Source organism: Azospirillum melinis, from assembly GCF_013340935.1.
In the GTDB taxonomy this organism is placed as follows: Bacteria; Pseudomonadota; Alphaproteobacteria; order Azospirillales; family Azospirillaceae; genus Azospirillum; species Azospirillum melinis.
On record NZ_WHOS01000009.1, the window covers coordinates 74757 to 88833 of the forward strand.

General features: G+C 68.9%; 11 protein-coding genes. 3 read left to right on the forward strand and 8 right to left on the reverse strand.

The features are described from left to right. The first annotated feature begins 65 nt into the window (after positions 1–65). Positions 66–404 carry a DUF1491 family protein gene (locus GBZ48_RS09200; protein ID WP_174470767.1) on the forward strand — a complete coding sequence of 113 codons (339 nt, stop codon included), beginning with the start codon at positions 66–68 and terminating at the stop codon, positions 402–404. A gap of 22 nt (positions 405–426) precedes the next feature. Here GBZ48_RS09200 and GBZ48_RS35955 read toward each other — a convergent pair whose 3' ends face one another. The 8 genes from GBZ48_RS35955 to GBZ48_RS09240 all read right to left on the reverse strand — a co-directional run bounded on the left by GBZ48_RS35955 (position 427) and on the right by GBZ48_RS09240 (position 11069). Continuing rightward, positions 427–573 (reverse strand): hypothetical protein, encoded by a 147-nt coding sequence (locus GBZ48_RS35955; RefSeq protein ID WP_209798423.1) that lies wholly within the window; start codon positions 571–573, stop codon positions 427–429. Between the two features lie 286 nt (positions 574–859). Next, a complete protein-coding gene (locus GBZ48_RS09210) occupies positions 860–2455 on the reverse strand; it encodes a tyrosinase family protein (protein ID WP_174470768.1) in 1596 nt (531 codons plus the stop codon). A gap of 190 nt (positions 2456–2645) precedes the next feature. After that, on the reverse strand, positions 2646–5162 hold the full coding sequence (locus GBZ48_RS09215; protein WP_174470769.1) for a sensor histidine kinase: 2517 nt from the start codon (positions 5160–5162) through the stop codon (positions 2646–2648). Beyond that, positions 5162–6796 carry a bifunctional metallophosphatase/5'-nucleotidase gene (locus GBZ48_RS09220; protein WP_174470770.1) on the reverse strand — a complete coding sequence of 545 codons (1635 nt, stop codon included), beginning with the start codon at positions 6794–6796 and terminating at the stop codon, positions 5162–5164. The genes GBZ48_RS09215 and GBZ48_RS09220 overlap by 1 nt, the downstream gene beginning before the upstream one ends. Positions 6797–6877: 81 nt before the next feature. Then, entirely contained in the window at positions 6878–7717 is an 840-nt protein-coding gene (locus tag GBZ48_RS09225; RefSeq protein ID WP_174470771.1) for a metallophosphoesterase family protein, read from the reverse strand. A gap of 14 nt (positions 7718–7731) precedes the next feature. Further along, positions 7732–8928, reverse strand: coding sequence for a carboxylate--amine ligase (locus GBZ48_RS09230; protein ID WP_246307089.1), 1197 nt, complete (start codon positions 8926–8928; stop codon positions 7732–7734). A gap of 28 nt (positions 8929–8956) precedes the next feature. Further along, positions 8957–10183, reverse strand: a complete 1227-nt coding sequence (locus GBZ48_RS09235) for a GNAT family N-acetyltransferase (protein ID WP_174470772.1) — start codon at positions 10181–10183, stop codon at positions 8957–8959. Positions 10184–10361: 178 nt separating this feature from the next. Beyond that, entirely contained in the window at positions 10362–11069 is a 708-nt protein-coding gene (locus tag GBZ48_RS09240; RefSeq protein WP_174470773.1) for a glutathione binding-like protein, read from the reverse strand. Positions 11070–11331: 262 nt separating this feature from the next. Between GBZ48_RS09240 and GBZ48_RS09245 the strand changes: the two genes are divergently transcribed. Continuing rightward, positions 11332–12483 (forward strand): acyl-CoA dehydrogenase family protein, encoded by a 1152-nt coding sequence (locus tag GBZ48_RS09245; protein WP_174470774.1) that lies wholly within the window; start codon positions 11332–11334, stop codon positions 12481–12483. Continuing rightward, positions 12480–14048: a class I adenylate-forming enzyme family protein gene (locus GBZ48_RS09250; RefSeq protein ID WP_174470775.1), complete on the forward strand. Its 1569-nt coding sequence runs from the start codon at positions 12480–12482 to the stop codon at positions 14046–14048. Before GBZ48_RS09245 ends, GBZ48_RS09250 begins: the two co-directional genes overlap by 4 nt. The last annotated feature ends 29 nt before the right edge of the window (positions 14049–14077 follow it).

Here is a 14077-nt window from a genome sequence, read left to right on the forward strand (position 1 = left end):
GAGGATCGAAGAACAGCGAAAATCCCAGATCAGCGAGAGCTGACGATCAGGAGCCCGTCACGGCAATGGACGACCGCCTTCCGACGCATCTCTGGGTCTCGGCCCATATCCGCACGGCCGATGCCCAGGGCGTGGCGATGACCGTGGTCCGCAAGGGCGACCCCAGCCGCGGCACCGTGATTTTGAAGATCAACCGGCTCGACCGAACCTTCTCCGTGCTGGTCCAGACGCGCGAGGCCGATGGCGAGCGGTTGTTCTGGGCACGCGGCACCGGCGCCGACCCGGTGCCGGAGGCCGACGCCGACGCCTACATCGCCCGCCAGCTCCGCTACGACCCCGACGTCTGGGTGATCGAGGTGGAGGACCGCCAGGGCCGGCATTGGTTCGACGGGCCGGTGCGCTGACCGCCGCCGTCAACCCGCGCCGTCAGGGCGGCGGGCCGATGACGGACAGCCGCAATTCTCCGACCTCCTCCGCCGTCGGCGGACGGGGAGGCGAGCCGGAGGCGGTGATGCGCAGGCGGAGCGTCAGGCGACCGTCCCGCAGGGCCCCGGCCGGCACCGGAATGGTCACCGTTCCGGCGCCCTGACCGCGCTGAGGACCGAAAGGGGCGGCGGTCCCGATGGGTTGGCCGTCCGCCGTTGTGACCTCTACCGTCTGCCCGCGGGTAAGCACGCCCAGGGTGACCGCCAGGATGGCGGCCTCGCCCTGCAGCGGCGGATGCGGCAGGGCGAGCGTCGTTTCCCCATTCCCGTCCGCTCTCCCGGACTGACCGGCCGATGCCGCACCCGCGGGCTGGCCCGTCAGGAGGACCAGCAGCGCGAGCAGGGCGACCGGCAGTCTGCCGGCCTGCCAAGCCTTACAGGGTGTGGAGCGAGACCCCCTTGACCGCCGGCGCGGCGGTGGCGGAGCCGTTGGACGGGACAATGCGGACCTCCAGCGTTGCGGTTGCAGGCGCCGCCGCCTGCGCGGCCGGGCTCCGGGCCAGTGCCGCGGTGCGGGCGGGCTCGGGCAGCGGCAGGGTGAAGGTGGCATCGTCCGCCATGCCGTGCATGGCCGGGCCGAAGAAGCCGATGGTGCCGCCATAATAGGGGCTGTCCGCCGCCACCTTCGTCACGCCGGCCGGCGCGTTGATCAGCAGGTCGAAATTCCGCGGGGCGCCGCTGCCGGCCGGGCGGGTCACCTTGACCGCCATCACCACCGGGCTGGACGGCGCCGCCGACAGCTGGACCGATCCCACGCCCTTGGCCACCGTGCCCTTGACCGGAGCCGACGGCTTGGCCGCCGCCACCTGTGCCGATTCCGCGTCGCCGAAGCCGTGCCGATACTCGTACTGGAACCGTTCGGTGCTGAGATAGTCACCGGCGCGGCCGTCGAGGACATAGCTGCCGTCGGCGCGGACGAAGAACAGGAAGGGCTCGCGGGACAGCTGCGACAGCTCCTCCTTGTCGGTCGGCAGGATCGGCAGGCCCAGTCGCTGCTGCTTGCGCGTCCACACGTCCCAAAGGCGGTCCATGTTCGAATGGTGCAGGAAGAAGACGGGATCCACCGGCGACAGGAAGTTGGTCATGTTGCCGTAGGGGCCCGGATCCCACGGGCCGACGCCGCCGATGTAGTTGTGGACGAGGTTGTGCGGCTGGCCTTCCAGAACCGAGAACTGGGTGTCCTTGCCCGGCATGACGTTGTGCGACGCCGTCTTGGAGCTGGTGAAGCTGCGCGTCACGTCGGCGTTGTAGTAGTCCACCGGCAGCAGGCCGGTCAGCACAGTGTGGGGCGAGCAGGCCTTGGCCGTCTTGTCGTCCAGCTTCGGGTTTTCGCGGGTCAGGTAGCGCGCACGGTCGGTCGCGGCGAAGGCCTGGTTGCCGGGATCGCACTTGCCGTGGCTGCACCCGGTGACGTCGTCCCACAGCTTGTCGAAGCTGCTGTAGCCGCGAAGGTCCAGCTGCTTGCGCTGGGCCTCGTTCAGCGTGTCCCAATAGGCCTTCATCGCCGGCTTGATGTAGGCGGTGAAGGTCTTCAAATCCTTGGTGTAGGGAAGGAAGGCTTCGCTGACCGGGGTCAGGGCGCCGTCGAACATCTCGTTGGGGATCTGCGGCAGGAGCGTCCAGTCCCAATAGGGAAAGGCGAAATTCGGATTGTCGCTGTACTTGCGCACCGTCTCTTCGAAATAGCCGATATAACCGCGGTGCCAGACATAGAACCACCAGTTGCCGTGCGGACAGTCCATGAAATGGACGAAGGCGTTGCGGAACCAGTTGTGCGGATGATCGGGAGGCAGGGCCACCATCTTTTGCACGGCCGTGGCGTAGCTGCGCAGCATCGCCTTGCCTTCATCGCTGGTCGCGCTGTAGCGGATGTATTTCGCAGTCGCCGCCCGCGCCGGGCCGAACGGCAGCAGGGAGGTGCCCGCAGCAGCCGTGGCCGTCGCAAGAAAATCGCGCCGATTGAAATTCATTTTGATCAAGCTCCCGCGTAACGACAAAAACATTGCAAGTCTGTATAGGAAGCCGACTGTTTGCACGTGAATTCAACCGGCACCGACGGGCGGGCCTGGATTGGGCGGATGGCGCCATACCTGCGCATGTCCGATGAAGTACGGACATGCGCAGGCAGGGATCGGACAGGTCGGAAAGCGGCCGGTGGCTCTAGGCCGCCGCGGTGACTCGGGGAAAGCGCAGGGTGAAACGGGTGCCTTCGCCGGGACGGCTCTCGACCCCGATGGTGCCGTGCAGGCGGCCGGTCACCAGATTATAGACGATGTGCAGCCCCAGCCCGCTGCCGCCCGCCCCGCGCCGTGTGGTGAAGAAGGGGTCGAAGATCTTGGGCAGCACGTCCGGCGCAATGCCGTTGCCGTCGTCGCCGACCGACAGCTCCACCATGTCGGGACCGAGCAGCCGGGCGGCGATGGCGATCCGGCCGGGCTGCTCCGGGTCCAGCGCATGAACCAGCGCATTCATGATCAGGTTGGTCAGGATCTGCGACAGCGCACCGGGATAGCCGTCCAGCTCCAGGTCGGCCGGGCAGGCGACGTCGATGGCCAGGGCCGTCCGCGCCTTGTAGGTCGGGTGCAGGCTGCGCAGCAGCTCGTCGATATAATCCCGCAGCAGGAAGGGGCGGCGCTCGTCGCTGGACTGGTCGACGGCGACCAGCTTGAAGCTCTGCACCAGATTGGCGGCACGGGTGCTGTTGGACAGGATCAGGCTGGCCATCTCCATCCCGTCGCTGAGGAAGCGCTGGAAGTCCGACTTCTTCAGCGCGTTCGCCGTGTGGCGGTCCGACAGCTCGCCGATCAGCGCCTGCAATTGCGAGGCGCCGGTGATGGTGATGCCGATGGGGGTGTTCACCTCATGCGCCACGCCGGCGACCAGCTGGCCGAGCGAGGCCATCTTCTCCGCCTGGATCAGGCTGGCCTGCGTCGCCCTCAGTTCGTCGAGCGCGCGTTCGGCGGCATCGCGCGACTGGCGCAGGGCATGCTCGGCCTCCACCTCGCGCGTCACGTCAACCACCACCGCCTGGATCGCCGGACCGTCCATCCAGTCGACGCGCCGGCCGGTCAGCTCCACCCACAGCCCGGCGCCGTCGGACCGGCAGGCACGGATGCGACGGCGCGGCGTCGACTGCCCGTTCTCCAGCAGCCGGTCGTACCCCTCGATCAGCGCCTGGCGTTCCGTCACCGCCACCACCGACAGCAAGGACGGCAGGGCGACCACCTCCGCCACCGTCATGCCAAGCATGGCGGCGAAGCTGTCGTTGGCATAGAGCACATGGAAATCGCGATGGATGACGATGCCCTGGATCGAGCCTTCGACAAGATCGCGGAAGCGCCGCTCGTTGTCGGCGAGGGCCTGCTGGCGGCGGTCGATCTCCTCGATGAAATAGCGGATCGAGGCGCCGATGTCGGTGATCTCGTCGTCGCCGTCCACCGGGACCGGAAACGGCGGGTCGACCGGAACCGGCTGGTCGACCGGAACCGTCAGGCAGGCAGGCGCCGCAATGCCGCAATGGGGGGACTGGCGGTTTCCCGACAGCCGGGCCAGCACCGCCCGGTTCATCGCCACCAGCCGCGTCGACAGGAAGCGGCGGAAGAAGAAATAGACGCAAACCGCCAGCAGAAGCGACGTTCCGGCCAGCACCATCACCGTGCGGGTGCGTTCGGCGATCAGCGCCGCCAGCGCATCGGTGCGTTCGGCCGACTGGTCGTGGATGGAATCGTACAGCGCGCGGGTGGAGCGTTCGACCGTCTCGACCAGCACCTGGGCCTGTCCGGTCAGCGCCTGGGCGCGGTTGCGCGCCTGCAACCTGTCGATGGCGCTCTCGAACAGCCCGCCCGGCGCCACCAGCAGGGAGAACAGCTCCTCCTGCACGGTGGACATCATCTGCCCGGTGGGGTCCGGGGCGCCGCCCGACAGGCGGGCCAGCTCGGCCAGCGTGCGTTCGGCGGACCGCGCCTCGCCCTTCAGGCGGCTGAGATGATCGAGCTGCGTCGCTCCCGCCGCCCGCGCCATCAGCGCCCCGATGCGGGCCGCCCATGCCCCCGTGTCCGGCATGCTCTCGATCGCCGCCGCCAGCCGGCTCAGCGCCCGGGCGGCTTCGGCCTGGCGGTCGCCATATTCGATCTGGCGGGTGACCTCGGCGTTCAGGTCGGCGACCGTGGCGGCCAGGATCAGCAGGGTGGAGCGGGTCTGCTCCAGCAGGCGGACATTGCCGTCGCGCTCGCCCGCGCCGGGATCGCCTTCCTTCATCAGTCCGCGCATGCGGGCGACCAGAAGCTGCATCGAATCCAGCTCCGTCACCAGCCCGTCATAGATGGACCGGCGCTGCGGCGTCGAGGCGGCGGCGGCCAGCTGCGGCAGCTGCGCCACCAGCTTCTGCAACGACCCGTGCAGTTCGGCGCTGGTGATCACCTCCGGCAGGGTGTTGGTGGACAGTGCCGCCACCTCCGCCCGGAACAGGCGGAAGGAGGACATCGACACCCCGCCGATCAGCAGCACCAGCAGCGCCATCACCGACAGGCCCAGCGTGATGCGGACGGCGATGCCGAACCGCCGCCGACGGCTCGGCGGCGGCGCCTGCGGCTTGCGCCGTGCCGTGCCGTCCATGACCGTCGCGTCGCGTGCCGGCAGGGGGGGTGACGACAAGGCGGTGGAAGACAGCCCGTCCATCACCGCCTCACCGTCATGCGGCCGTCCAGCCGGGGCACGAACTCGCCGCTGCGGGCGATCTGGTCGATCATCTGGGTGGAGACGAATTCGGTGTTGCGGTCCTCCACCAGCCGCGGCGCGCCGGCCAGTATCCCGTAACCGTCGCCTCCCGCCGCCAGGAAGCTGCTGGTCGCCAGACGGTAGCGGCCGGACAAAGCGACCGGCTTGCCGCCGACCGACAGGCTGCGCAGCCGCTGGCCAGGCGGACGGCCGAGGTCGATCTCGGCCCGGGCATTGGACAGATGGGGAAAGCGGCCCTGCAACTGCTCCACCGCCGACACGCCGCTCTCCACCGCATCCCAGAGCTGCTGTCCGGAAACGTCCAGCACCACCCCGACATCGTGAAAGGGCAGTTCGGTGTAGATGTCGCGCCGGGTCAGCAGGGTGCCGGCCGGATACTGGCGGTCGCCGCGGATGCCGCCGCCGTTGAACAGCGCCACGTCGCCGTCAAGCGCCTCGCGCAGCGTGTCGACCACCGCGTTGGCAAAGGCGTTCTCGCCCGTCCGCAGCGACTCCTTGCGGGTGTCGAGCGGTGCGGTGAGACGTCCCACCTCCATCCGCAGCATGGTGTCGAGCCGCGCCGCATAGGCCTTGGCCTGGATCAGCGTCGCCGGGTCGGGCGCAACCGTCGCCGTATCGATCAGCCGCGGCGCCGGGGTCCAGGTCACCACCGGCTGACCGTCCGGTCCGGCGGTCCGCTGCATTGTCAGGTCGAGCGCCAGCACCCAGGCGGCCTGCGGCCCGACGGTGGCGGACAGGAACCGGCCGTCGTACTCGACGGCGAAGGGGCGGCTGCGGTCCTGGTACAGCACGATATCGGCCGGCCGGGCAGCCAGCACGCTGCGGTGGGTGTCGCCGGCATAGCCGGTCATCGCCACCACCAGATCGACGCCCTCGGCCCGCAAGGCCGCGGCCTTGGCGGTCAGCGCCCGCACCGGGTCGCGGAATTCCGTGCGCTGGGTACGGGTGGTCTCCCGCGTCAGCACCGGCGTCGCCGCCATCACGCCGATGCGCAGGGGGCCGGCGGTCAGCACCACCGCCTCCTCAAGCCCGTCCGGCGTGCGGCCGGTGGAGCGGTCGACCGCGTTGGTGGTGACGATGGGGAAGCCGGCTTCGAAGGCGCGGGCGCTCAGCCGGTCGTCGCCATGATGATATTCGCGGTTCAACGCGGCCATCGCGTCGATGGTCATGCCGTTCAGCAGGTCGATGATGTGGGCGCCCTGGTCGTAGAAGGCGAGCACCGATGGCGCCAGCGTCTGTCCGCCATGCAGGACCAGCAGGTTGGGATGGGCGGCCCGCTCCTGGCGGATCGTGCCGGCCAGCCGGGCCATGCCGCCGCGCCCGGCGGTCTCGTCCAGGTCGGTGGTGCCCTGGGTGTAGAGGATCGTCAGCCGCACCGGCCCGCTGTCCGCCACGCTCGCCTTGGGAGAGGTGTCAGTCTCCTGGGCATGGGCCGGAAGGGTCGCGGCCGGCAGGATCGCGGCGAGGCCAATGGCAAGGCCCAGCGCCAGCGATGCGGTCAGGGGCGGCGATGTCCTGCCGAGCCGGGTCCGCACCCCGTCGGCAGCGCCGATTGAAATACCGATAATGTCCATAGCCCGGCGTCACCTTTGCCCCCGTGCCGGATTATGCTCATTTTCCAGTCTTTGTTGAAGCAAAGCCGCGTTACGGGATTGTCATATTGATGGCAAACGGCGGGGAAGAGCACGTTTCAACCATTCATAGACCCCAAGAAGCCTCAGTATTTTGATCAACTTCATCCGAAACGGCGCCGGAACTGCGGCAAAACGTGGCGCCAACCCCGCCCGCCGGGTCTTCGCCAAGGCGGCGCGGCGGGCATAGGCGACACGGTGCAGGGTGACGCGGCGCGCTGCGGTGTCGTAACAGGCGAAGCAGGCGCGGGCATCGGCACCACGCGGCTCCCCCACCGTGCCGGGGTTCAGCAGGTAGAGCCCGTCCGCCCGCAACTCCACCCCCGCCGGGCCATCCAGCGGCACCGCCTGCACTGTCCCGTCGCGCCATTCCCACAGCCCGGCCCGGTGGGTGTGGCCGAAGGCGCAGAGCCGCGCGCCCGATGGATGCTCCGCGAGCGCCCGCAGGCTCAAGGCCCGCTTCCCGTCATCGTCCAGCCGGACCAGCTCCTTGCCAACCTTCAGATGCAGCGCACCATGGACGGCTACCAGCGCGCCGTCCACATCGGCGGTCAGGGGCAGGCCGGTCAGGAAGGCACGGCTGTCCTCGTCCAGCCTTGCCCCGGTCCAGGCGACGGCGCGCGCCGCCGGGCCGCTGAACCCGTCGGTGCCGATCAGGCCCGCCGCTGCCCGGTCATGGTTGCCGGCGATGCAGACGGCGCCGGCCTGTCGCAGCAGGGCGATGCAGGCGGCGAAGTCGGTGTTGTAGCCGACGATGTCGCCGAGGCAGACGATGCGCTCCGCCCCCTCCGCCCGGATGGCATCAAGCGTCGCCTGCAATGCCTCCAGATTGGCGTGGATGTCGGAGATCAGGGCGATCTTCATGGGATGACCGGGGGTCAGGGCTTCACGAGACGGGCGGACCGGATGCCGCCGGGCATGCGCGCGAGCAGCCGATCCAGCTTCGGCCGCAGGAAGGGCATCGGGTCGTCCGGCACGATCGCCTTCGCCTCGCAGCGCGCCACCCAGGCCAGCCAGTGCGCCATCGGCATGCCACTTTCCCGCGCCGCCAGCCGGTCCTTGCTGATGTGGCACCAGCAGGCACCGGGGCGCGCCTTGGCTTGGACCGGGGCGGGGCGGGGCCGGCCGGTCAGGTCCGCCTGCACCATCGCCGGCAGGTTCACCCCGGCGACCGCTCCCAGATGGTGCCACAGGTTGAAGCGTGGGTTGATCTCCAGCAGATGCAGCCGGCCGTCCGGGTCGCGCTTGAAGTCGAACTTGGCGACGCCGCGCAGGCCGATTTTCGCCGCGATCTCCCGCCCGAGCGCCGCCACGTCGGCGCCCTCGCCGTCGATGTCGGTGATGGTCAGCGCCGTGCTGTGGCCATAATCGACGGGGTAGGTGCGGATCTTGCGCCCGGTGAATTCCCCGGCCACCGCACCGCCGGCGTCGATATAGACATGGTGGCTTTCGATCCGCGTCTCCGGCCCGGGGATCAGCTCCTGCGCCAGCAGCTCAATGCCGACCGGGATCAGACGCGGCCACAGGGCGCGAAGCTCCTCCGGCCCATCCAGCCGGATCGCCTTGCCCAGCCCCTCGATCTCGTCCCAGGGCGGACGGCGGGTCAGCGGCTTGACGATCAGGGGATAGCGCAGGTCCAGATCCGGCGCCTCGCTGCCGGGCAGGGGGCGCAGGCGTCGGGTGCGCGGCACCGGCAGGCCCAGCCGTTCCGCCATCGCCTGGAACCGGCCCTTGTCCACCAGCGTCTCCACCAGTTCGGCGTCGGCCAGCGGAAGGCGGAAGACGGAGGCCAGCCGGTCGCGGTTGCGCGACACCATCAGAAGCTGGGCGTCCTCCTCCATGTAGAGCACCGGCTTTTGCGACTGGGCGGCGCCGAAGCGCAGCAAACGGTCGACAAGCGTGCCGTCATTGCCGCCCTGCCAGGGGATCAGCTGCGCGGTGAAGCGGGAATGGGCGGTCGCCCCGTCCGGCGGCCCGACCACGGCACAGCGGATGCCGGCCAGCCCCAGCGGGCGCACCAGATCCATGTCGCCCAACACGCAGGCCAGCGGCCCGGCCGTCATCCCGGTCTTCATCGCCAATTCCCCCCTTCAGATCCCTCACTCAAATGCCTTTGGCCGGCGCGATCCATCCGCGCAGCGACCGCTTGACCGCATCGGCCATCACCCCGCGAGCCCGGCGGACATGCGCCTCCATCCGCCGGCTGAACCGGTCGGGGCCGAGGGTCAGCCAGTTCATCGGCTGTTCGGCGTTGGAAAGCAGCGGCTTGTGCCCGGCCGGCGTCGACATGAAGTCGTAGCAATCCTCACCGCGGGCCAGCGCATCCTCGATGGCCAGCACATGGCTCAGCAGCCCCGGCTTCAGCCGGTTGTCGGCCTCGAAGGCGAAGCCGCCCTGATAGTTCAGCACGCGGTTGCGGTGGACGAAGTTGTAGAGATAGCCGACCGCCTGCCCACCGGCGCTGACCCGGCTCAGCCGCACAGCGCCCCGCGGCATCCCCTCGGCGATCAGCCGTCGATGGAATGGGCGGAAGGCGGCATTGGCGAAGGCCCCGGCCTGCCCACGCGCCTGCCATCCGGCCTGATGCAGCACCTCCAGCCGGGCGAAATACTCCAGCGCCTCGTCCACCGTCGTGGCGACGCGGTGTTCCAGCGCACCGCGGGCCCGGTAAAGCCGCTCGCTGCGGTTCACCGCCGCCCGCGTGTTGCGGCCCAGCCCGCCGCGGAAATCGCCGCCCGCCGCGCGCACCGTGGCGAAATCCACCCACTGTGCGGAGTCCGCAACGCGCAGTTGCAGCGTGTGGCCGGTGCGCGCCGCCACCCGCCGGGCCGCCCGCTCCGCCGCCAGGGTCAGGCCGCCCAGCACCAGCTCGTCATTGGCGCTCAGCCGCCCGCCCAGCCAGTGCAGCATCGCGTCCGTCACCTCGTCGGCAAAACGGCGGTCGGCGAGGATGCCGTTATACTCCATGAACAGCCGGTCGTAGCTACGGTCGCCGGTCTCGTGCAGCATCCAGCAGCGGCTGGGCAGCAGCCCGAACCGGCGCCGCAGGCGCGGGCAGAGTACGGCCAGCCCGACCGTTTCGCCGCCCTGGCGGGCGACCAGCAGCTGCGGCTCGATCCCGTCCGGCAACTGCGCCAGCCAGGGCCCGATCCAGGTCCAGGAGAGAAAGAAGGAGGAGTCGGAGCGGCTTTCCAGCTCCATCCATGCCCGCGCCAGCTCCGGCATGGAGGGCAGGGGATGCAGGGCGACCTGTATGTCGGTTGGGGTTGCGGAACCGGTCGCCCTTTGCGGAAGGGTGCCGTCGGAGTCGGTGCGTGGCCAGATGCTCATCGGCGCGGCATCTCCGGTAGATATTCTCTACCGAAAACAACACGCTGGTCAGACGAACGGTCCCGTCTACGCCGGGGGCACCCGAAAGTCTGTGCGGCGCAAACGGGTGCCGCTAAGGGGTTGGGGATCTATACGAAGTTGCCGGCCCGACGGGTGAGGCCGGGCCGGCAGCGGCAGGTCAGCGCTTCACCGTGTCGGCGGATTGGCTGAACAGGATCTTCTTGCTGTCCTCATTCACCGTGGGAGTGCGGTTGGGGTTGATCTCCTGCCCCTTTTCATAGGCGCGCACCACCGCTGGACGTTGCTTGATCGCGGTGAACCAGCGCTTCAGGTTGGGGAAGTTGTCCAGATCCTGCTGCTGGCGTTCGTGCGGGACGATCCACGGGTAGCTCGCCATATCGGCGATGGACAGCTCCGCCCCGCCCAGGAACTCGTTGTCGGCAAGGCGCTTGTCCATCACGCCATAGAGACGACCGGTCTCCTTGACGTAGCGTTCCATGGCGTAGGGGATGCGCTCCGGCGCGTACTGCACGAAATGATGGTTCTGGCCGGCCATCGGGCCGAGGCCGCCGACCTGCCAGAACAGCCATTCTAGAACCGTCTTGCGGCCGCGCACGTCACCGGGCAAGAACTTGCCGGTCTTCTCGGCGAGGTAGACAAGGATGGCGCCGGATTCGAAAACGCTGATCGGCTCGCCGCCGTCGGCCGGGGCGTTGTCGATGATCGCCGGCATGCGGTTGTTGGGCGAGAAGGCCAGGAATTCCGGCTTGAACTGGTCGCCGGTGGAGATGTTCACCGGCTTGAAGCTGTAATCCAGCCCGGCTTCCTCCAGAAAGATCGTGATCTTGTGGCCGTTCGGCGTCGGCCAGAAATAGAGGTCGATCATTCCAAACCCTCCTGCGATTTATCGGCCCGACAGTCCAGGCCGTGATTTCGGGAAAAAGGTTAACCGCTTCGATCCGGCTGGCAAGCCCGCGCAGACGCGCGGCAGACCTCCAATCCTCCACATATATTCCGTTAAACGAAATTCAATTTCATTTTGTTGACAGGCATTTCCGCATCTGTCAGCGTGGCCAACGAACAGACGAGGCGGCGCCCCTCGATTTTTGATTTCCCCTGAAATCATTCTCCCCGGACGGAGAGCACGCATGGCCTTGGACAAGGACGTTTTGGATCAACTGCTGGACACGCTGGGGCGCTTCGTCCGCGAGAAGCTGGTCCCGCTGGAACACAAGGTGGCGGAGGATGACGCCATCCCGGCCGAGGTGATCGGCGCGATGCGCGGGATGGGCCTGTTCGGCCTGTCGATCCCGGAGGAGTATGGCGGGCTCGGCCTGTCGATGACGGACGAGGTTCAGGTCGCTTTCCAGTTGGGACAGACCTCCCCGGCCTTCCGCTCGCTGATCGGCACCAACAACGGCATCGGCTCCCAGGGCATCGTCATCGACGGCACGGCGGAGCAGAAGCAGCGCTACCTGCCCCGTCTGGCCGCCGGCGAGATCGTCGGCGCCTTCGCCCTGACCGAACCGGAATCGGGGTCGGACGCCGGCTCGCTCCGCACCACCGCCCGGCGCGACGGCGACCATTTCATCCTGAACGGCACCAAGCGCTACATCACCAACGCGCCGCAGGCCGGCCTCTTCACCGTCTTCGCCCGCACCGACCTGGACAGCCGCGATGCCCGCGGCGTGTCGGCCTTCCTGGTGGAAGCCGGGACGCCCGGCCTGTCGCTCGGCCCCATCGACAAAAAGATGGGCCAGAAGGGCGCCCACACCTGCGACGTGATCTTCGAGGACTGCCGCGTTCCGGCCGGCGCCATCCTGGGCGGCAAGGAAGGGCAGGGCTTCAAGACGGCGATGAAGGTGCTGGACCGCGGCCGCCTGCACATCGGCGCCGTCTGCGTCGGTCTGGCCGAGCGGCTGATCCGCGACAGCCTGACCTATGCCATGGAGCGCAAGCAGTTCGGCCAGCCGCTCGCCGAATTCCAGCTGATCCAGGCGATGCTGGCCGACAGCCGGGCGGAGGCCTATGCCGCGCGCTGCATGGTGCTGGAAACCGCACGCCGCCGCGATGCCGGGCAGAACGTCAACACCGACGCCGCCTGCTGCAAGATGTTCTCGACCGAAATGGTCGGCCGCGTCGCCGACCGAGCGGTGCAGATCCATGGCGGGGCCGGCTACATCGCCGATTACGGGATCGAGCGCTTTTACCGCGACGTCCGCCTGTTCCGCATCTATGAGGGCACCACACAGATCCAGCAGCTCGTCATCGCCCGCAACATGATTCGGGAGGCGGCATGACCGCCGGGCGGCCGGTTCCCGATTTCGCCGCGATGGTGGCGGCGCTGCCGCAGCGCATCAGCCACGCGGCCCTCGCCTGGGCGGAGCGGACACCGGACGCCCCCGCCCTGTTCGACGGGGCACAGGAATGGAGCTACCGCCGGCTGGCCCAGGCGGTCGGCAGCGCCGCCGCGCAGTTGAAGCGGCTGGGGGTGGTCGGCGGCGACCGGGTGATGGTCGTCTGCGAGAACGGCCTTGCCGCCGTCACGCTGATCCTGGCCGCCAGCGAATGCGACGCCTGGCCGGTCATCGTCAATGCCCGCCTGTCGGAGCGCGAGATCGACGGCATCCGCGACCACTGCCAACCGCGCCGGGTCTTCTATACCGATACGGTTTCCCATGAGGCCGCCGCCCACGCCGCCCGCCATGGCGCGGAGCCGCTCGGCGACCCGGATCTGCCGCCTATGGCAGTCGGCCCGCTGCTGGACGCCGAACCGGAGCCGGTCCATGCCGGCAACCAGCGGCAGGTCGGCGCGCTGATCTACACCTCCGGCACCACCGGCAAGCCCAAGGGCGTGATGCTGTCGCACCGCGGCCTGCTGTTCGTCGCCTCGGTGTCGGGCTGGATGCGCGGGCTGGGCCCCAACGACCGCACCTACGGCGTGCTGCCGGTCAGCCATGTCTTCGGGCTGGCCTCGACCTGCCTCGGCACCCTCTATGCCGGTGGCTGCCTGCACACGGTTCCCCGCTTCGCCCCCGCAGCGGTGTGGCAGGCGCTGGAACAGGATGGGGTGACCGTGTTCCAGGGTGTTCCAGCCATGTATGCAAAGCTGGTGGAGCACGCCACCGTCACCAGCCGCACGCCCACCGCGCCGGCCCTGCGCTATCTGTCGTCGGGCGGTTCGGTGCTTGACCTCGACCTCAAGCTGGCGGTGGAGCGGGTCTTCGGCCTGCCGCTGCACAACGGCTACGGCCTGACCGAATGCTCGCCGACGGTAACGCAGACCCGGCTCGACGCGCCGCGCGGCGACACCTCCATTGGACCAGCCCTGCCGCTGGTGGAGATGCGCTTCGTCGACCATGTCACCGGCCTGGACGTGGCCAGCGGCGAGCCGGGGGAACTGTGGGTCTGCGCCCCCAACGTGATGCTCGGCTATTACCGCGAACCGGCACTGACCGCCCAGGTGATCACCGACGACGGCTGGCTGAAGACCGGCGACGTCGCCCGGCTGGAACCGGACGGCTGCGTCGCCGTGGTTGGCCGCATCCGCGAGATCGTCATCCGCTCCGGCTTCAACGTCTATCCGGAGGAGGTGGAGGGGGTGCTGACCAGCCACCCGGCGGTGACGCTGGCCGCGGTGGTCGGCCATGCCGTCGCCGGCAACGAGGAGGTGGTGGCCTTCGTCCAGTTCATCCCCGGCCAAAGCGCCAGCGAGGAAGACCTGAAAGCCTGGGCCGCCGAACGGCTTGCCCCCTACAAGCGCCCGTCGCGCATCGTCGCCATGGACGCCCTGCCGGCCAGCCCGACCGGCAAGCTGCTGAAAAGCGGCCTCCGTGCGCTCGCCGCCGAGGTGATGGCCGTCTGACGCAGAGAGCAGAACTCCGAAAAACAAAG

What these genes read in the sequence shown, in the direction of transcription:
- GBZ48_RS09220 (WP_174470770.1), bottom strand. Translation starts at nt 6,796, where the DNA reads ATGGACATTATCGGTATTTCAATCGGCGCTGCCGACGGGGTGCGGACC.
- GBZ48_RS09210 (WP_174470768.1), bottom strand. Translation starts at nt 2,455, where the DNA reads ATGAATTTCAATCGGCGCGATTTTCTTGCGACGGCCACGGCTGCTGCG.
- GBZ48_RS09215 (WP_174470769.1), bottom strand. Translation starts at nt 5,162, where the DNA reads ATGGACGGGCTGTCTTCCACCGCCTTGTCGTCACCCCCCCTGCCGGCA.
- GBZ48_RS09235 (WP_174470772.1), bottom strand. Translation starts at nt 10,183, where the DNA reads ATGAGCATCTGGCCACGCACCGACTCCGACGGCACCCTTCCGCAAAGG.
- GBZ48_RS09250 (WP_174470775.1), top strand. Translation starts at nt 12,480, where the DNA reads ATGACCGCCGGGCGGCCGGTTCCCGATTTCGCCGCGATGGTGGCGGCG.
- GBZ48_RS09225 (WP_174470771.1), bottom strand. Translation starts at nt 7,717, where the DNA reads ATGAAGATCGCCCTGATCTCCGACATCCACGCCAATCTGGAGGCATTG.
- GBZ48_RS09245 (WP_174470774.1), top strand. Translation starts at nt 11,332, where the DNA reads ATGGCCTTGGACAAGGACGTTTTGGATCAACTGCTGGACACGCTGGGG.
- GBZ48_RS09200 (WP_174470767.1), top strand. Translation starts at nt 66, where the DNA reads ATGGACGACCGCCTTCCGACGCATCTCTGGGTCTCGGCCCATATCCGC.
- GBZ48_RS09230 (WP_246307089.1), bottom strand. Translation starts at nt 8,928, where the DNA reads ATGAAGACCGGGATGACGGCCGGGCCGCTGGCCTGCGTGTTGGGCGAC.
- GBZ48_RS09240 (WP_174470773.1), bottom strand. Translation starts at nt 11,069, where the DNA reads ATGATCGACCTCTATTTCTGGCCGACGCCGAACGGCCACAAGATCACG.